This window comes from Bordetella sp. BOR01, from assembly GCF_019218885.1.
In the GTDB taxonomy this organism is placed as follows: Bacteria; Pseudomonadota; Gammaproteobacteria; order Burkholderiales; family Burkholderiaceae_B; genus Bordetella_A.
In genome coordinates this window covers 140135-159535 of record NZ_JAHUWT010000002.1, presented here as the reverse complement: position 1 = coordinate 159535, position 19401 = coordinate 140135, and the positions used below count along the sequence as shown (strand labels likewise).

The window sequence follows — 19401 nt, the reverse complement described above, 5'->3', positions numbered from 1 at the left end:
CGCATGCGTGTACGGCCTCAGGGTTCCGAGCGCGAAACGAACGTGCATCCGCCTTTGCGCAGGGCCTCGCCCACCCAGCGACGGTCGTTCGTGCCGGCGTGGATCCGCTCCCACTGCTGTTGTTCGGCCTTCTGCTTGAGCAAGGCAGCCTGGAGCACCTCTTCCGCATCGGCCAGCGCGATCGCCAGCAGGCCATCTTCGTCGCCGACGATGATGTCGCCAGGGTTGACCACCATGCCGCCCACGGAAACGGCAACATTGAGTTCGCCCGGGCCATCCTTATAGGGGCCCCGATGCGTCACGCCGGCGGCATAGACCGGAAAACTGCCCGCGCGTATTGCGCCGACATCGCGGATGGCGCCATCTATGACCACTCCCGCCGCGCCCGCCCGCATGGCGTGCGACACCATGAATTCTCCGACGATGGCATTGGTGGTGTCGCCGCCCGCATCAACGACGATGACTTCGCCGGCCCGCACGATGTCCAGCGCATGGTGCACCATCAGGTTGTCGCCGGGGCGCGTCTTGACAGTCAACGCCTGGCCGCACAGGTAAGTTCTGTCGTGATGCGGCCGCAACCGGTCTCCGCCTGCATTGAGCCGGCCCATGACATCGCTGATGTTGGCGACCGGCAGGTTGCGAAATTGTTCGACCAGGTCGGGTACTGGTTGCCAGCCACGTTCAAAGACTCTAAATCCCATGCTCATCATGCAGATCCTTTAAGTATGTCCTGCGCCAACGGCGCAACTTGTTCGGTTACAGGCTGGGCCGTGGTGCCATACCCGCCCCCGCCAGGGGTGCGCAGCACGATGCGGTCGCCCACCTTCAGTTCATGCGTGGCCCGCACATTGACGGGTTTGCCGTTGATGGTGACTTCTCCGGTATGCCCGTCGGCGCCGCCGAACAATCCGGGGGCGCCATGCCTGAGACGGTCGGCAATCATGTTCAGCGTGTAGTCGCCCGCTTCGGTGACTTCGACTTCCGTCTCGAGACCGTCGCCGCCGCGATGCATGCCGTGGCCACCGGAGTCGACGCGAATTCTCCGGTAATTGATCCGAACCGGTCCCAACCGCTCCATGACCTCTACCGGGGCGCCGGAAATATTGCTGGGCCAGCTGATGACGCTCAGGCCGTCGCGGGCCCGCGAACCTCCCATGCCACCATTGAAGAAGCCTTTGACCATGACCGGCTTTCCGCCAACGGTACGTCCCTTGATGAGAATGCTCCAGATCGGCGCGCCGGCGCTGGCCAGCACACTTTCCGGCATCGCGGGCGCGAGCGCCTGATACACCAGGGAAGGCAGATAATGGCCGACCGTGGCGCGATTTCCGCCCGACAAGGGAAAATCGTGATTGAGCACGCTGCCCTGGGGAGCTGCCACCTTCAATGCGCGGAACGAGCCTTCGTTGTTCGGGCTGCCTGGGTCGAGCAGGCACTTGAGGCCATACACCGTAAAACCATGGGTATAGCAGTAGGCCACGTTGAGCGCCGCCTTGATCTGCGGCGATGTGCCGGCGTAATCCACGGTAAGCGTGTCGCCTTCCACAATAACGGCGGCATTGAGCCGCAGCGGATCGCCCATGCCGTCGGCAAATTGCTCGGCACGGTAAATGCCGTCGGGAATGCGCCGGATGGCTTCGCGAGTGGCTTTGTCTGTGCGCGAGAACGTTTCGCGCGCGAAGTCCCCGAGCGTCTCGAGCTTCCATTCGTGCATGACCGTCTTCAAGCGTCGGTCGATGATGCCAAGCGCGGAAATCTGGCCGAACAGGTCACCCACCACTTGTTCCGGGGCTCGAACGTTCTTGCGCAGCAACTGCAGAATAGACTCGTTGATCGCACCCTTGTCCCGCAGCTTCATGATGGGAATCTGAAAGCCTTCCTGGAACACGTCGGCGATCTGGAACGCGTTGGAGTTGCCGCCGATATCGGCAGCATGTGCGGTGCTGGCAGCAAAAGCCACGAGACGCCCATCGTGGAATATCGGCGCTGCCAGGTTGATATCGGAGAGGTGGCCGGTTCCCATCCAGGCATCGTTGGTAACGTAGACGTCGCCTTCGTGGATATCGTCGATGCCGAAGTGGTCAATAAAGTGCCTGACCGTACGCGGCAAACTGCCGATGAATACCGGAATGCTCTTGGTGCCCTGCGCCAGCAAGCTGCCACCGGCATCTGTCAAGACGACAGAAAAATCGTCCGACTCCCGCACCACGGTGGAGAACGACGAGCGGACCAAGGTGGCCGATGCTTCGTCGACGATGGCAATCAGCCGGCGCCAGAAGATCTCGAGATTGATGCTGTCGAAGGTGCTGCTGCGCGCGGCCGACTGTCCAATGTGGACGACGGCGGTGCCGCCTGCTGCGATACAAAGTACATCTTCGGCTGCCAGGACCAGCGTGGACCCCTGTTGCTCGACAACCACCGGGCCGTTCAAGCGGGTTCCCGCAGGCAGCGACTCCCAACGATAGACTTTGGCCGTTACCTGGGCCGTTGCGCCCGGAAGGAAAATCTGCCGCTCGCCGGAGGGCTGCAACGCCGAAGCGGACGGCTCGTCTTCGGCGAAACGCAGCGGTTTGTCGACCTCGGTGAGGGCCAGCGCAGCCGTGAGGCGAACCATCGTCAGCTCGATCTCTGCCCAGGGCAGCACCTGGCCGAAAATGTCTTGGTACTGCGCCTCGAACGCACCGCGGATGGCCGACAACGGCTCGGCGGCTGACAAGGCGTCGTCCAGCGCCACGGTGATCTCGAACCCCTGGCCGACGTAGCGCATTTCGGCCGCATAAGCGATGTCGGGCCGCGAGGCGCGGCCCACCATGGCATTGACCCGCGCCACGGCGTCGGCACGCAGTTCATCGTAGGCCTGCTGCAACGCAATCAGGTTCTCGGCGCACAGGGTAAGGCCGGCGAAACGGGCCGTATCGACACGTATGGGGGCCAGCACCAGCCCGATTGCCGAGGCAACCCCCGCTGCGGCCGGACAAATCAATGTGGATATGCCCAGCTTGCGTGCAACGCCGCCACCATGAATCGGCCCGCCACCGCCTGTTACCAGCAGGGCAAGCCGGGACGGATCGCGGCCGTGCTCTGCGGCATGGACACGCGCCGCCGCGGCCATGCTTTCATTGGCCAAGTCATGTATGCCCGCCGCGCTGTCGCGCACCTGTACTCGCAGCGCATCGGCCAGGACGCTGACGGCACGGGAAGCCAGTCCGGTGTCCAGCTGGATATCGCCGTTGGCAAAGTAGCCGGGATTCAAGTAGCCCAACAACAAGTTGGCGTCGCTGACCGTGGGATGGATACCGCCGCGGCCATATGCGGCCGGGCCAGGCTCCGAGCCGGCGCTGGTCGGGCCGACCTTCAGCAGGCCCAGTTGGTCGACACGGGCGATACCTCCTCCTCCAGCCCCGATCTCGATCAGATCGACGGTGGGAATGCGGATCGGCAGACCGCTCTCCGGCACGAAGCGCTTTTCGCGCGCGGCCTCGAATACGTGCGAGATAAGCGGGGTTCCACCTTCGATGGCGCACAGTTTCGCCGTGGTACCACCCAGGTCCAGGGCCACGAAGTCTGACACCTCGCAGGCGCGCGCAAAGTAAGCCGCGGCCAGGGTGCCGGCAGCCGGCCCGGACTCGAGCAGATGGATGGGAGTCTGGACCGCCTCTTCGACAGTGGCCAGCCCGCCGTTGGAACGCATTACGAACATGGGGCAAAGAATGCCTAACTCGCGCAGTGCCTGCGCCAGTACGTGCAAGTACTTCTCAGCAAGCGGTTGAATGTAGGCATTGGCGATGGCGGTGGAAAAGCGGTCGTACTCCCGGATCTCGTTGGCCACTTCGTGCGAGATCGACAAAGACAGCGCGGGATGGCGGCGGCCGACGAAGTCGCGGGCCAGGCGCTCGTTGTGCGGGTTGACGTGCGCGTTGAGAAAACCGATAGCCAGGCTCTCGCAGCCTTGCTCCACGGCGCGGTCGACCACGCTGCCGAGTTGCTCCAGGTCCAGCTCGCGCAGCACGTTGCCGGCCGCGTCGACGCGCTCCGCGACCTCGTAGCGCTGTTCGCGGTCACACAGCGGGCGGATGATATCGATTTGCAGGTCATAGATGTCGTACTTGCGCTCGCGACCGATCGCGATGACGTCGCCAAAGCCCTCGGTGGTAATGAAGCCAGCACGGGCCCCGCGCCGCTCGATGAGGGCATTGGTGAACAAGGTCGTGGCATGGACCAGGCGACCGACATCTTTCAGCTGCAGGTTCTCGCGCCGGAACAGCTTGCCCAGGCCCTGCATGACGCCTTTGGCCGGCGCATCGTGCGTTGTCAGCTCTTTATGAGCGCGGACCTCGCGGGAATCTTCATCGAGCACCACGATGTCGGTGAAGGTTCCACCAATGTCCACCCCCACCGAAAGCCGCTTGCCTGCTTGGATCATGCTTTGCCTTTATGCATATCAGAACAATGGCCGCATGATGATGCATGAAAATATTCTAGTCAACGAATTTATTGACTGAAATTCTTCATTCATGGTAAAAATCCGGCAGGGAATGCCGAAATCAGTCAGATTGAAATCTATCTTCCATAAAGATTATTAGATTGAAATTCGTCATTCCAGTGAAGTTCGATCACTATTCAAGGGGTTAGAAATGCAGAAACTCAGACGCATGCTGATCACGGCGATAGCCGCCGTGGCACTGGCGCCGGCTGTATCAGCGGCAGACTCGTTTCCGGACCATCCGATCCAGCTGTATGTGCCGTTCGGAGCCGGCGGTTCATTCGACTTGACCGCGCGCGCCCTGGCCAAGGCCGCGGAAAAAGAACTCGGCAGTCCCGTAGTGGTGGTCAACAAGCCAGGAGCGGGAGGCGCGATAGCGCTCGGAGAAGTCGCGCGCGCACAGCCAGACGGGTACACCATAGGGGTCTTCACTGCGGCAAATGCGGTCATTGCCCCCCAGATCCAGAAGGTTACTTATGACCCGTTGAAAGACTTTTCCCTCATTTCCAACTACGCCACGAGCACCCTGTTCGTTGCCGTCCGCGCCGACTCTCCGTATCAGACCCTGGACGACATGCTGGCCGACATGAAAGCGCGGCCTGGCGATGTCATGGTCGGTGTCAGCACGATCGGCTCCAGCACGCACCTGTCTACGGCGCGCATGATGCTCGAGCGCGGCCTGCAGACCGAATACGTGACCTTTGGCGGCGGCGCACAAGTGCTCACGGCCCTGATGGGCGGCCACATTCCGGTGGCGTCGGTGGCGGGCGAAGCCCTGCCCTATGTAACGTCCGGCAAGATCCGGTTCCTGGCGTCGTTTTCGCGTGCGCCCATTCCGGGACTTCCTGACGTTCCCTGGATCGGCGAGAGCGGCTTTAAATGGGAGGCGGATGCTTTTGTCGGCCTGGCGGCTCCCAAGGAGCTTGCCGAACCGAGAAGGGCATTGCTTGAAAAAGCCTTTCTCCATGCGGCCGAAGACCCGGATTACCTGAGGGTGGTGCAGGACATGGCGATGCTGCCCAACGCTCTGGATGGCAAGACCCTGCAAGAAATTCTGGGCCAGTCCTACCAACAAACGGGTACCCTGGTCAAAGCGGTGGGCCTGGCACAGCAAAAGTAATTCAGGGCAGGACGTTGGCAGGGGCAGGCGCCAGTTTGTTATGCTTGCCGCTGCCAGCACTGTATTTCCCAAGCCATGCTATCCAGCCAGCTTTCCGAACGCATCCGGAAGAACATCGAGAATATGAGCGAAGGGGCTCGCGTAGTTGCCGAGTTTGTCTTGGCGCGGCCTGAAGACGTCGCCATGCTACCTGCAGCCCGGGTAGCCGAGAAACTCGATGTCAGCGAATCGACCGTCATGCGATTTGCGGTACTGCTGGGCTACAAAGGATACGCGGCGTTTCGTCGCGACCTGCAAAGTGATATCCGGCGCCAACTGGCGCCCTTGCAAAGACTGGCGCTGGACAAGCAGGAATCCAAGGACTCCCAGCGTCCTTATGCGCGGATGTTCCATCAAGATATCGAAAATATCTTGCGAACCGAACGCAATCTCACGACCGGCGACATCGATCGCGCCGTAGACCTGATCTGCAATGCGCAGCGGATTTTCGTAGTGGGAGTACGTTCTTCTTATGGCCTTGCGCACACACTGTGCTTTCAACTGCAGCAAATGCTCGGCAACGTGGTGCTGCTGAACACGGTGGGCGGAGACGCGCTGGACGACTTGCGTGGCATCGGGCTGCAAGATCTTCTGATCACCATCAGCTTCCCGCGCCATGCGGCTCTTACTGTGGCGGCCACCCGTTATGCACGCGAGCGCAATGCGCGCATCATTGCCATTACCGATAGTGCGCTATCGCCCACCGCCGTCGACGCCGACATTCTATTTCCCGTCAATACTTCTGTGTTGAGCATCGCCACTTCGCTCACCGGAGCGATGTCGCTCGTCAATGCCATCTCCTCGGAAATCCTCGTCACCAACCGCAGCCGCGTGGCCAAGAATCTGGCTGACGTCGAGGAGATTCTTTCCCACAGCAAGGTCCACTATTCCGACTGAAGGCTGCCACCCCTCCCTTCATGGCGCGCCATCAGCTGCTCGATCTCGTCGTCCTTGGTTTGCCATTGCCGGCCCAGCCAATGGTGGAATTCCGCACGGAAAACCTTGTCCCGGGTATAGTCCGCGTCGCAGAATTCGGGCGGCACCGGCAATTGCCGGATGCGCACGGCCACCGGCCCGACGCGGCCGCATGCCAGGTCCCAGAAGCGGGGTATCCGTTCCGGATAGGCAATGGTGACGTCTATCATCGAGCGAAAGCGCGTACCCATTGCGTTCAACGCCACCGCAAGGCCGCCCGCCTTGGGCTTGAGCAGATGACGGTACGGCGAGGACTGCGCCACGCGCCTGGCCTCGGAAAAGCGAGTGCCTTCCACGAAAACCATCACGCTGGTGGGTACCAGCGAAAACTTCTCGCACGCGCGCCGCGCTGCCTCTTGGTCTTCGCGCCCCAACGCCGGATTGCGGCGTAGTTCGGTCTTGCCGTGGCGCTTCATGAACGGAAAATCCAGCGCCCACCAGGCCAGGCCGATCACCGGCACGTAGATCAGTTGGCGCTTCAGGAAGAACTTCAGCAAGGGGATACGCCGGTTCAGCGCCTGCTGCAGCACGAAGATGTCCACCCACGACTGATGATTGCAGTTGACCAGATACCAGTCGGCATAGCGCAGCCCGACATTGCCCTGGATATCCCACGAGACCCGCTGAATCCGCTCGAACCAGCCGGCGTTGCCGGAGACCCAGGCGGTCGCAATGGCGTTGAGTACCGGATCGAGGCGCCGCCGGGCCGCCGGGAACGGCAGCATGAGCTTGAGCAGCGCCACGGGAAACAGCAGCAGGCACCAGAACAGCGTGCTGGCAACGAGCAGAATGATGCTGGTCATGCCGGTTATCCACGCAAACCGGCCGCGCGGCGCAGGGAATGCGCGGCGTTGCCGCGGGGTTTCGCCAATTCCGTGCGGATTGCCTTTGGCGGCAGCCGCGGCACGGGACGCTTCTGAGAACTGATCTGGAAAAGTCATGGGCGCCAGTGTGCAACCCCCGGGCCCAAAATGACCTGCGCGGGATCAAAGCCGTGCGCGCTGCGACCGGCTGCTCCTGGCCGACATGCGGCCCGGAACTTTCCCCGTCGCGCTTCAAGCACATGAACGGACCCGAGCAGGCCTGATTCGGGCAAAAAACGGGGACGCGGTATCATTTTCCGTACTATCCCGGGAACCCGGTCGCTCGGCGGCAAGTGCCGATTGATTGTGCGGCATCCCCGATTCAGGCTTGTTGACGATCTCTTTCCAAAGGATCACTGCCATGAATACCAACGGTCGATACAGGAGCGTGTCCCAAACCATAGGCTGGGTGGTCCTGCTGCTGATTGCGCTCTATTCGCTGCTGGGCGGCGCCTGGCTGGCGGCGCTGGGGGGCTCGTGGTATTACGCCTTGCTGGGCGTGGCGCTGCTGGCAAGCGCGGGATATCTATGGCGAAACCGTGAGACGGGGCTGTGGCTTTACGCGCTGGCCCTGGCAGCCACGCTGGCCTGGGGTGTGTGGGAGGTCGGCACCGATTTCTGGGCGCTGGCACCGCGCTACGGCCTTCTTTTCCTGCTCGGTCTGTGGCTGTTGCTGCCGCCGGCCACGCGCGGCTTCGATGCGCCGCGCCCCGCCAAAGTCGCCATCGGCGCGGCAATGGCGGGCATGCTGGCGCTGCTGGGCTACGGCATATTCAACGACCCGCAGGAAATCGAAGGCACGCTCGCCCGCGCGCAGCCGGCTCAGGCGCAACCCGTGCCCGGCGTGGCTACCGAAGACTGGCCGTCCTATGGCCGCACCGAAGGCGGCGTGCGCTACTCGCCGCTGGCGCAGATCAACGACAAGAACGTCAAAGACTTGCAAGTGGCATGGACCTATCGCACGGGCGATTTTCGTACCGACAACGATTCCGGCGAGACCACCAACGAAGTCACGCCCATCAAGATCGGCAACAAGCTGTTCCTGTGCACGCCGCACCAGTTCCTGGACGCGCTCGACCCTGCCACCGGCAAGCGCCTGTGGCGCTACGACCCGAAGCTGAAATCCGACAAGACCTTCCAGCACCTGACCTGCCGCGGCGTGGCCTACCACGACGCCGGCAACACCGAGAGGTTTCCGGCCAGCCAGGTCAAGGCCGGCGGCGGCGCATCGTCGATGTGCCCGCGCAAGGTGCTGCTGCCCACCAACGATGGCCGCCTGATCGCGGTGAATGCCGACGACGGCCAGAAATGCAGCGACTTCGGCAACGACGGCGAGATCGACCTGCAGAAAAGCATGCCCCATGCCTATCCCGGCGGCTACAACCCGACTTCGCCGCCGGTGGTGACCGCGACCACCATCGTCATCGGCGGCTCGGTGACGGACAATTTCTCCAACAAAGAGCCATCTGGCGTGATTCGCGGCTACGACGTGCATACCGGCGAACTGAAATGGGTGTTCGACACCGGCGCGGAAGATCCGAACACCATGCCGGGCGAACGCACCCAGTTCGTGCACAACTCGCCCAACGCCTGGGCGCCGCTGGCCTACGATGCGCAGGCCGACGTGGTCTACATCCCGACCGGCGTGGGCACCCCCGACATCTGGGGCGGCGACCGCGAGCCGCTGAAAGAGCGGTACGCCAACGCCATCCTGGCGCTGGACGCCACCACTGGCCGCCTGATCTGGCACTTCCAGACCACCCGCCACGACCTGTGGGACATGGACGTGCCGGCGCAACCCTCGCTCATGGACGTAACGCTGGCAAGCGGCCAGACCGTGCCGGCGATCTATGTGCTTACCAAGACTGGCAACGTATTCGTGCTGGATCGCCGCAACGGCCAGTCCGTCGTGCCGGTGACGGAAAAGGCCGTGCCGCAAGGCGTGGCCCGCGGCCCGCAGACCCGCGGCGAACACTACGCGCCCACGCAGCCGTTCTCGGCCCTGAACCTGGCGCCGCAGGAAAAGCTCACTGACAAGGATATGTGGGGCGCCACGATGCTCGACCAGTTGATGTGCCGCGTGATCTTCAAGCGCCTGAACTACGACGGCATCTACACGCCGCCATCCGAGAACGGCACACTGGTGTTTCCGGGCAACCTGGGCGTGTTCGAGTGGGGCGGCATGTCGGTGAACCAGGATCGCCAGGTGGCGCTGATGAATCCGATCGGCCTGCCCTTCGTCTCCAAGCTCATACCCGAAGACGCGAACCGCCCCATTCGCGAGAAGGGAGCGGGAACGGAAAGCGGCGTGCAGCCGATGTATGGCGTGCCGTACGGCGTGGAGCTGAATCCTTTCCTGTCGCCGCTGGGCCTGCCATGCAAGGCGCCGGCCTGGGGCTACGTGGCCGGCGTGGATCTGCAGAGCCATGAAGTGGTGTGGAAAAAGCGCATCGGCACCATCCGCGACAGCCTGCCGCAACTCTTCCAGCTGCCGCCGCTGAAGATCGGCGTGCCGGGCCTGGGCGGCCCCATCTCGACCGCCGGCAACGTGATGTTCGTGGCGGCCACGCAAGACAACTACCTGCGCGCGTTCGACGTGAGCAACGGCAGGCTGTTGTGGGAAGGGCGCCTGCCCGCCGGCGGCCAGGCCACGCCGATGACCTATGCCGTCGACGGCAAGCAGTATGTAGTGGTCATGGCCGGCGGCCATGGCTCGTTTGGCACCAAGATGGGAGATCACCTGGTGGCCTACGCCTTGCCGGAGTGAAAGTGCGATGGTGTCGACTACCCCTTGCCGGTGCCAGGCAGCCTCACCCCCAGGTGTCAGGCTCCGCAGGTGCCTGGCACCATTGTTTGCCAAGACTGTCTCAATCGTACGGTGTCAAGCACCCTGGCGGGAGCCTGGCACCTGCCTGCCAACAGTCTTCCCGGCCGTCAGCCTGCCGGCTGACGCAGCAGCCGCACGATGGATTGCGCCTCGTCGACGCTATTCACCGGCACGGGGAAAGTGCCGCCTTCGTAGGCGGCGCCGATGTTTGGCACCGCGATGACCTGGCTGCGCACGCTGACGATCAGGTAATTGCCCACCGCTTCGCGTGTCACCTTGGCCAGCTTGGCAGCGCCTTGCCGATTGAAGTCGAAGCGCAAGAAGACCTGGCCGTTCTTGGCCTGTACCGGCACCACCTGCTGCAAGTCCGCCTGCGTGAATACCGGCCGCGGCACGGCATAGAGGTTGGTGGTGGGATTGACGGCCACGCGTGCCAGGCCTTCGGCCGGCCGGGCCTGGGCCAGGTGGAATGCAATGACCGGCGCGGTATTGCTGGCCGCCTGCTGTTGCGGCTGCGGCGTGGATTGGCTGGCCGCGGCGCGCGGGGCCGCGTCGGCGTTGGCACGCCGGGGCGCGGTCTGCTGGCAGGCCGCCAGGGTTGCCAGGCTGGCCGCGACCACGCAACGACGTACCAGGCGCATGCGGATTGCTGTCATCATTGTCGAACGTCCTTGAAATAGATACGGGGCATGCTGGCGAACCAGGCGCGATTAACGCGTGCCGCTGGCCTGGATATCCACGCGGCGGTTGGGTGCCAGGCACGCGATCAGTTCGGCACGGTTGGCCTGGTCGCACTGCACCAGCGGCTGGTGCTTGCCATAGCCCACGGCACGCACGCCATTCGCCGGAATGCCATTGGCGATGAAGGCTTGCCGCACGGCTTCCGCGCGCCGCTGCGACAGCGCGTCATTGGCGGCATCGCTGCCGATACGGTCCGTGTGGCCGGCGATCTCCAACTGCTCGATCGTCTGGGTGCGGCCCAGCTCCGCGGCGATCTCGGCAACGCGCGCCTGGCCCGCGGCGGTCAGCGTGGCGCTGCCGAAGCCGAACGAGACGTCGCTGCCCAGCGTGTATTTCTGCGGCGCAGCCACGGCCGCCTTGGCGCCGGGACGGCAATCCGCGGGGGCCCAGAAGAAACTGCGGGCGATCTTGTCTCCGTCGAACAGCACCTTGAACTGGCAAGTGCGAATGCCGGCCGGCGTGCGGAAGTGGAACAGGTAATCCCATTCACGCACCTGGAAGCCTTCGGCAAAGTGCGGGCGGCCGATCAAGTCATAGATCTGGTCGCGGGTAACGCCTTCCTGCACCTGGGCCAGGCTGTCCAGGTTCGGAAAAGTGCCGGTCGCCAACGACACCTTCTCGGGGTCGGGGAATACCGGCTGGTCGGTCTTGCCTTCGCGGTTCACGTCGCTCAGCGTGCCGCAACCGGCCAGCAGTAAGGCCGTGGCCAGCGGAGCAAGCCAGCGCAGGCGAGATGTAACGGTTTTCATAGATGGTCCTTTGAGTTCGAGAATCTGGCTTACCACTGGTACCCGACGCCCACGGCGCCGCCGTAATCGCCTCGCGAGTTGGTGTTGCCCGAGAGCTTCAGCACCCAACTGCCGTTGTCGGAAACCGTCGAGACACCCAGCGCGAAACCGGATTCACCGTTGTAGGCACCGCCGGCCATCGCCGCCATGCTCTTGCCCGGCAGGTAGGCTTGCGGCAAGCCTGCCGTCGCCATCGCCGCCGCCACACCGGCGCTCAGCTTGTTGTTCAGGCGGCTCAGGTCGCCGCGGACCTGGTTGACCTGGTTCTGCAAGCCGCTGGTGGCCGCTTCCAACTGGCCGACATTGACCGCGTCGGTAGGCGCCGTGCCGGCGCCCAGGTTGACGATCTTCTTGCTATTCATATCGATGCCGTTCTGGTTGATGGTCGGACCGTTTTCGATCACGACTTCCTTGGCCTTGACCGTGTTGGCCTTGACCTCGTTGGCCGTCACGGAATTCACCTTGATGTCCTGCGCCACGCTCACCTTGATGGTGTTGTTGCCATCCGCCGAGGTTTCGCGGGTGATCTGGACGTTGTCGCCATTGGTGAACTCGACCTTGCTGCCTGGAGCAACCTTGCTGGCGCCATCGCCGTTGGCCTCGATCTGCCACCCGGCATTGGCGGTCTGCTCGACCTGATCGATCTTGTTGGTCAGATCGTTGTTGACGCCGTTCAACGCATCGTTGACGTTGTTGTAGGTCTTGTCGCCCACGTTCAGTTCGGTGACCAGCTTGCCGTCGACATATTTCGAGTTGCCGCCCAGTGCGTCGGCGACTTGCGTGCCCTGCTCGTGCAGCTGCGCGCCGTTGACGGCATCGGTGCTGGTGGCGGAAATCTCGCCCTGGGCCAGGTTGGTGATCTTCGTTCCTCCAGTCTTTCCGCCGTCGGTCGACTTGTCGCCTTCGAGCGTAATGGAGTTCTTCGGATCGCCCTTCTTGCCGTCATACTTCACGGCGCGATCGTCCAGGTTGGAGACGTTCTGTTCCACGTCGCGCAGCTGGCTGACGTTCACCGCGTCGGTGGGGTCCGTGCCGGCGGCGACATTGGTGATCTTGAAGCCGCCGGCGTTGATGCCGGTGCTGGCCGAGATGATCACATTACCGGCACGCAGACCGTCGCTGCCGACGAACACGTTGGAACCGACGCCCAGGCCGGAGGCGGTGAGCCGCACGTCGTTGCCGACCTTCACGCCATCTTTGTTCAGCACAGTGTCTCCCGCCGTCACCGAGTCCACATCCAGATCGCGATTCAGGTTCACCTTGACGTCGTTGCCATTCTTGGCAATGACCACGTTGCCGTCGTCATTGGAGAAGTCGACGATGTCGCCCGGCTTGACCTGGCTCTGGTCGGCAGCGTCATTGCCGTTGACCGACAACTGCCATCCGGCGCGGGCCACGGTCTCCACGCTCTTGAGCTGGCTGACGTTGACGGCGTCGGTATCGCTGACCCCAGCCGCCACATTGATAATGCTCTTGCCGCCGGCATTGATGCCGCCGCGGGTCACGCTGGGGCCGCCGACAATGGTCAGGCCGTCGCCAGCCAGCATGGTGTCACCCATCTTGATGCTGCCGTCGGGTCCCAGATCGAGGTTGCGGGCCAGCGAGATCTGCACGCCGTCCGCCGTCGTGGCGGTGGTGATGTTGGCATCCGCGCCGTTGATGGCCACAGCCTCGCCCAGCTTGCGCTCCAGCGTGGGGCCAGCGTCCGCCGTGAAACTCAGCGGCTTGTTTGCCAGTTCGGTCAGTTGGTCGACGTTCACGGCATCGGTGCCCGCCTCGCCCCGAGCGATGTTGGTGATTTTGTTGCCACCCATGTTGACGGCGGTGTTGCCGCCCACCGTGATATCGCCCGGCTTGACCACCAGCGTGTTGTTGCCCAGGTTGGTCGTGCCGCCCACGCTCAGGTTGTTGGTGACCGAGACATTGGAGACGTTGATCTGGTCGGCCAGGGCGAACTTCACGTCGGCATCGGTCGCGCCTTTGGTAATGACGATGTTGCCATCGCTGGAGGCCAGGTCGACGGTGGTGCCCGGCGCCACGTTCGACAGGTTGCCGCCCTCGGCCGTCAGGTTCCAGCCGGCGTTCGCAACGTTTTCCACGCCCTTGAGCTGGTCCACGTTGACCGCGTCGGTGCCGTTGATGCCAGCGGCCACGTTGGTGATGGTCCGGCCGCCGGCGTTGATGCCACCGCTTGTGACGCTCGGGCCATTGTTGATGACCAGGCCGGTGTTGTTGAGCGCCACGTTCGGGCCCACCGCTACGCCGGCGTTGTTCACCAGCGTGTCGCCGGTCTTGACACTGCCGGTCGGGCCCAGGTCCAGGTTCTTGGCCAGCGCGATCTGCACGCCACCCGCCGTGGTTTCGGTGGTGATGTTGCTGTCGGCGCCATTGATACCCACGGTCTGACCCAGCTTGCGCTCGAGCGTGGGCCCCGCATCCGCCGTGAAGCTGAGTGGCTTGTTTGCCAACTCGGTCAGCTGGTCGACGTTCACGGCATCGGTGCCCGCCTCGCCCCGAGCGATGTTGGTGATTTTGTTGCCGCCCATGTTGACGGTGGTGTTGCCGCCCACCGTGATATCGCCCGGTTTGACCACCAGCGTGTTGTTGCCCAGGTTGGTCGTGCCGCCCACGCTCAGGTTGTTGGTGATGGCGACGTTGGCCACGTTCAGGTCATCGGCCAGTTTGATCAGCACCTTGCCCTGATCCACACTGGTGGTGACATTGCTGTCGGCGCCAAGCACTTCCACGGTTTCGCCCAGCGGCTTGCGAGCCTCATTGCCATCCGCGGCCTTCAGGCCGAAACCCTTGCTGATCAGCTCGCCCTCCTTACTGGTCAGCTGGCTGACGTTGACCGCGTCGGTGGCATTGACGCCCGCGGCGACGTTGGTAATGGTCTTGCCGCCGGCGTTGATGCCGCCCAGCGTCAGGCTGGGACCATTGTTGACGACCACGCCATCGTTGCTGACGCGCGTGTCGCCCAGTTGCACGCTGCCGCCAGCGCCCAGGTCCAGGTTCTTGGCCAGCGCAATCTGCACGCCACTGACCGTGGTCTGGGTGGTGATGTTGCTGTCGGCGCCGTTGATGCCGACCTTCTCGCCCAGCTTGCGGTCCAGGTCGGCGCCGCCGTCGGCCGTGAAAGTCAGCGGCTTGTTCGCCACGTCGTTCAACTGCCCCAGGTTCACCACGTCGGTGACGGCCGTGCCGGCCGCGACGTTGTGGATCTGGTTGCCACCCATGTTGACGTTGGTGTTCGGGTTCACCGTCAGGTAGTTGCTGATGCTGGCGCCGCCAGTCAGGTTGGTGTTGCCCGCGACATTGAGCGTGCCGCCCAGCGTGGTGTTGCCGCCCACGCTCAGGTCGTTGGCCACGCTGATGCTGTCGCCCAGCGCGATCTGCACTTGCCCGTTGGCCACCTTGGTGACCACGTTGCTGTCCGCGCCCACCACGTCCACCGCCTCACCCAGCTTCTTCTGCACCGTCTGGCCGTCGCCGGCCTTCAAGCCGAAGCCCTTGTCGGTAAGCTGCTGCTCCTTGCTGGTCAACTGGCTGACGTTGACCGCATCGGTGGCGTTGACGCCCGCGGCCACATTGGTGATGGCCTTGCCGCCGGCATTGATGCCGCCGCCAGTCACGCTGGGACCATTGGCGATGACCAGTCCGGTGTTGTTCAGGGCCACGTCCGGGCCCACCGCCACGCCGGCGTTGTTCACCAGCGTGTCGCCGGTCTTGACGCTGCCGGTCGGGCCCAGGTCCAGGTTCTTCTTGAGCGCATAATCGATGACTGTCGTGCCATTGGACGACGTACGCGTCACGGTCAGGTTGTTCTCGCTGTCGGCCAGGCCGATGTCCACCGTATTGCCTTGCCCGGTGCTGACGTGCGTGGCCGTATCGCCATCGGTGCGGACGTTCCAGCCCGTGGCCTTGAGCTGCGCAACGTTGACAGCGTCGGTATCCGCGGCACCCGCGGCCACGCCGGTGATCTGCCGCCGCACGCCGTTGCCGCCCACCGCCACCGCACCGGTGGTGCTGCGGGTAGCAGCGATCGCGTTGTTCGCCACCCCGCCATTGCCATTGGGCACGTAGCCGGCCACATTGGCGCCGGTGGTCGACGCGCTGCCGGTGCCCAGGGCCACACCGCCCGCCACGGTCACGCTCGCGCCATTGCCCATGACAAAGGCATCGGCCACGCCCACGGTGTTGCCATTGCCGATGACACGGCTGCCCGTGGCGCCGGCGCCCAGCGAGTTGTCGCTGCCGAATACACCCCCGTTATCGGCGGCGACCTGGTTGGCATTGCCAATCACCTGGGCGTTGCTGCCATTGACCGTATTGCCGTTGCCGGTAGCGCTGGAGCCTGCGCCATTGATGGTATTGACGGCTCCCAGGGCCAGGCCTTTTTCCGCCGTCACCGTGTTGCCGGCCCCCAGCGCGCTGCCTTGCCGGCCGCTGACCGCCGACCCATCACCCACGGCCAGTGCCTGTTCCGCGGTGGCATGGGCCAAGCGGCCCAGCGCGCTGGAATTCTTCGCTTCGGCCAAGGCCCCCGTGCCGATCGCCACGGCGTCGACGTTGTTGGCCACGTCGTCGGGCCGCGGATTTGCCTTGCCGGCCTGGGCGCCTTGCCCCATCGCTATGCCGCTGGCGGCATAGCCCCGCGCATCGGTACCCGACGCCATCGCGCTGTCGCCGGACGCGATCGCGCGCGTGCCGCTGGCCATGGCGTTGACGCCCGAGGCCAGCGCATTGCTGCCCATCGCCGTGGCATCGCGCGCCGAGGCTTCCGCGTGGTAGCCCTGGGCGATGCCGCGCACATCGGAAGCCAGCGCACTCTCGCCGACCGCGATTCCATTGTCGGCGGTCGATTCCGCCCGGGTGCCGATCACCACTGAATTGTGCACAGTCTGGGTCGGGTCTTTGGGGTCGGCCTGCGCCTGGGTGCCCATGACGATGGAGTTGTCGCCCTGGCTGCGCGCCGTGTCGCCAATGGCCACGCCGCTCTTGCCGTAGGCAAACGAATGGTTGCCCACGACGGTGGAGTTGGCGCCCAGCGCGTTGGTATTGTGGCCCAAGGCCAGCGCTTCGCCGGATTGCGCGAACGCCTGGTAGCCGACGGCCATCGAGGAATCGCCGGTCGCGCTCGCTTCCGGCCCGATGGCCAGGGCATTGCTGCCCGTGGCGTTCGAGTTGGCGCGGTTGCCCGGCAAGTTGGAGTTCACGCTGTAGTACCGCGCCGCACTGGCGTCGACCGTCTCGTTGAGCTGCTGCAGATTGACCGCTTCGCCGGTTTGCGTCGCCGCCGCGACATTGAGCGTGCCATTGGAGTTGTACTTGGCCGCTTCCGGCGGCAGGACGCTGATTCCACCGCTCGTGACGGCGCCCAGCGCATCCACCACGGTGTTGTACTGGTGCGTGTCACCGTTGGTGTCGACCAGGGCGATGGTGCCGAACTTGCCGTTGGCATCGACGGCGACGCCGCCCCCGACCAGGTTGGCCACCGATTGTTGAGCGCTCTTCAGCTGACCCACGTTGACCGCATCGTGCGTCGCGGAACCATCAGCGACATTGACGATGCGGCGCCGGCTGCCGGTCGACGTATTGCCGACCGACACCACACTGCCGCCGGCAAAGGTGCTGCCGGTCAGATAGCCGACGCCGTTCGCATCGCTGGCCAGAGCGGCGGCATTCGAGCCCAGCGCCACGCCCGCGCCATCCGAAACGGCGTTCTTGCCAATGGCCACGCCCTGGCCGCTGGTCACACGCGCCTGCGTGCCCAGCGCTACCGAGCCTTCGCTGCGCGCCTCGGACAGATAGCCCATGGCTACGGAGTCGCGGCCCGCGTAGGTATTGGCGCCCACCGCCGTCGCGTGATCGGCGAGGCCGGCGTTGCGGTTGGCCTGGTAGCCGATCGCCACGTTCATGTCGCCGTCGACGCCGCTGCCGGCCTGTGAGCCGATGGCGATATTCTGGTCGCCCGTCACTTGCGAACCGGCCTCGAACCCCATGGCAATGGTTTGATTGCCCACCACGCCCTGGCCCGCACGAGTGCCGATGGCGATGTGCGAGGTGCGGTCATTGCCCGCGGTGCCCAGTGTGTTCAACCCGGCTCCGGTGCCCAGGGCGATGTCGTTCGCCGCATTGGCCTGGGCACCATTGCCCAGCGCCAGCGCATTGCTGCCCTGCGCGCCCGCGGCGCCCAGCGCGACAGAGGCCGTACCGCTGGCCGACGCACCGGCGCCCAGGGCCATGGCACCCGCGGCGCTGGCCTCGGAACCCGTCCCGACGGCGAGGGCATTGGTGCTGGTATCACCGCTGACCTTCGCACCCGTGCCCATCGCGATCGCGTCTTCGACGAACTCGGATTCGACGCCGGCGCCGTCACCCAGCACTACCGTTCTGGCGCCGGCAGCAGCGGCGTTCCGGCCCACCGCAATCGCGCCCTCGGCGGTCGTCTGCGTGATGGCGCCATCGCCCATGGCGATGCTCGCGTTCCCTGCGGCCTGGGCCTCGGGCCCGACGGCAACCGCGTCCGTGCCGCTTGCCAGCGCATCATCCTTGGCCGACTTGACGCGGAAATACTTGATGCCCGTGTACTCATCCGCAGCACCGGCCAGGCCCAGGTTCTGCAAACGCTGGTTGACCGTATTGACGCTCTGGTTGGTCACGTGGAGTTGGCCGCCGGTCACCGCCTCTTTGCTGCCGGCCGCCACCGAGCCGTTCTGCAGATTGGTGATCTTGGCGTTGCCCGCCTCGATAGCCGTCTTGCCGGCATTGAACTTCACCGCGCTGGCATCGAGCGTGCTCACCGCCGCCTGGGTGGTCTGCGCCTTCTGGTCCACGGTGTGCAACTGGCCGCCCGTCACGGCCTCTTTGCTGCCGGCGGCCACCGAGCCGTCCTGCAGATTGGCAATCTTGGCGCCCTGGGCATCGATTTCGGTCTTGCCCGCGTTGAACTTCACGGCGCTTTCGTCCAGGCTGGCCACCGCCGCCAGTGCGCTCTGGGCTTTCTGATCCACGGCGTGCACCTGGCGGCCCGTGGCGGCGTCCGTGCTGCTGGCATCCAGCGCGGCGTCATTCAGGCCCGTTACCGTGCCACCCTGGCTGAATACGATGCGGCCGCTGCCATCGCTGAATACGATCTCATCGCCATCCCAGCTGCCCGGATTGCTGGTGTCCCCTATCGTCACCACCGCCTGGGCCACCCCCATGACACCGGCCACCACCACAGCCAACGCTGCGCGTGCCATCAGCCGCGCGCCGGAACTGCGCTTGCCGCGCGCCTTGACATTCTCTGCAACGGCGACGAACGTACGCGTCGACTCGCACCACACTGTGCGGTATGTCTTATTCATGCTGAACTCTGCTCTCAGTAAATATCGAGGAAGCCGGAGGCCGCGCCGCCGACGCTGAAGAAAAATTCGCAAATGCCCGGGCTCGGCGTGATACGGCCCGCCCTGGCTTGCCAAGGCGGCTGACGCTCATGACCTGGATGACTGCGGTGCCGTTTACCTTGCTGACAAGTGCTGGCTGGCCTGCGGGCCAGCCGTGGCAACAGCGTTGTCGTCTCT

9 protein-coding genes are annotated in these 19401 nt (G+C 64.3%); 3 read left to right on the top strand and 6 right to left on the bottom strand.

Annotated elements, in window-relative coordinates:
• Positions 1-17: 17 nt before the first annotated feature.
• Together KW845_RS08515 and KW845_RS08510 are read right to left on the bottom strand one after the other, a co-directional pair.
• Positions 18-707 carry an RraA family protein gene (locus tag KW845_RS08515; RefSeq protein WP_218369963.1) on the bottom strand — a complete coding sequence of 230 codons (690 nt, stop codon included), beginning with the start codon at positions 705-707 and terminating at the stop codon, positions 18-20.
• The gene (locus KW845_RS08510) at positions 707-4423 is read right to left on the bottom strand and encodes a hydantoinase B/oxoprolinase family protein (RefSeq protein WP_218368802.1); all 3717 of its coding nucleotides are present in this window, start codon (positions 4421-4423) and stop codon (positions 707-709) included. The genes KW845_RS08515 and KW845_RS08510 overlap by 1 nt, the downstream gene beginning before the upstream one ends.
• A gap of 229 nt (positions 4424-4652) precedes the next feature.
• On the opposite strand from KW845_RS08510, the gene KW845_RS08505 reads away from it, so the two are divergent.
• Both KW845_RS08505 and KW845_RS08500 read left to right on the top strand, forming a co-directional pair.
• Entirely contained in the window at positions 4653-5603 is a 951-nt protein-coding gene (locus KW845_RS08505; RefSeq protein ID WP_218368801.1) for a tripartite tricarboxylate transporter substrate binding protein, read from the top strand.
• A 75-nt stretch (positions 5604-5678) separates the two neighbouring features.
• Positions 5679-6539, top strand: coding sequence for a MurR/RpiR family transcriptional regulator (locus tag KW845_RS08500; RefSeq protein ID WP_218368800.1), 861 nt, complete (start codon positions 5679-5681; stop codon positions 6537-6539).
• Here KW845_RS08500 and KW845_RS08495 read toward each other — a convergent pair.
• Positions 6527-7558, bottom strand: coding sequence for an acyltransferase (locus tag KW845_RS08495; protein ID WP_218368799.1), 1032 nt, complete (start codon positions 7556-7558; stop codon positions 6527-6529). The genes KW845_RS08500 and KW845_RS08495 overlap by 13 nt on opposite strands.
• A 283-nt stretch (positions 7559-7841) precedes the next feature.
• On the opposite strand from KW845_RS08495, the gene KW845_RS08490 reads away from it, so the two are divergent.
• Positions 7842-10247: a glucose/quinate/shikimate family membrane-bound PQQ-dependent dehydrogenase gene (locus tag KW845_RS08490; protein WP_218368798.1), complete on the top strand. Its 2406-nt coding sequence runs from the start codon at positions 7842-7844 to the stop codon at positions 10245-10247.
• Positions 10248-10414: 167 nt separating this feature from the next.
• Here KW845_RS08490 and KW845_RS08485 read toward each other — a convergent pair whose 3' ends face one another.
• The 3 genes from KW845_RS08485 to KW845_RS08475 are packed head-to-tail and all read right to left on the bottom strand — an operon-like array spanning position 10415 to position 19185.
• Entirely contained in the window at positions 10415-10966 is a 552-nt protein-coding gene (locus KW845_RS08485) for a hypothetical protein (RefSeq protein ID WP_218368797.1), read from the bottom strand.
• Between the two features lie 51 nt (positions 10967-11017).
• On the bottom strand, positions 11018-11797 hold the full coding sequence (locus tag KW845_RS08480) for an OmpA family protein (RefSeq protein ID WP_218368796.1): 780 nt from the start codon (positions 11795-11797) through the stop codon (positions 11018-11020).
• 29 nt (positions 11798-11826) lie between these two features.
• Positions 11827-19185: a YadA-like family protein gene (locus tag KW845_RS08475; RefSeq protein WP_218368795.1), complete on the bottom strand. Its 7359-nt coding sequence runs from the start codon at positions 19183-19185 to the stop codon at positions 11827-11829.
• Positions 19186-19401: the final 216 nt, after the last annotated feature.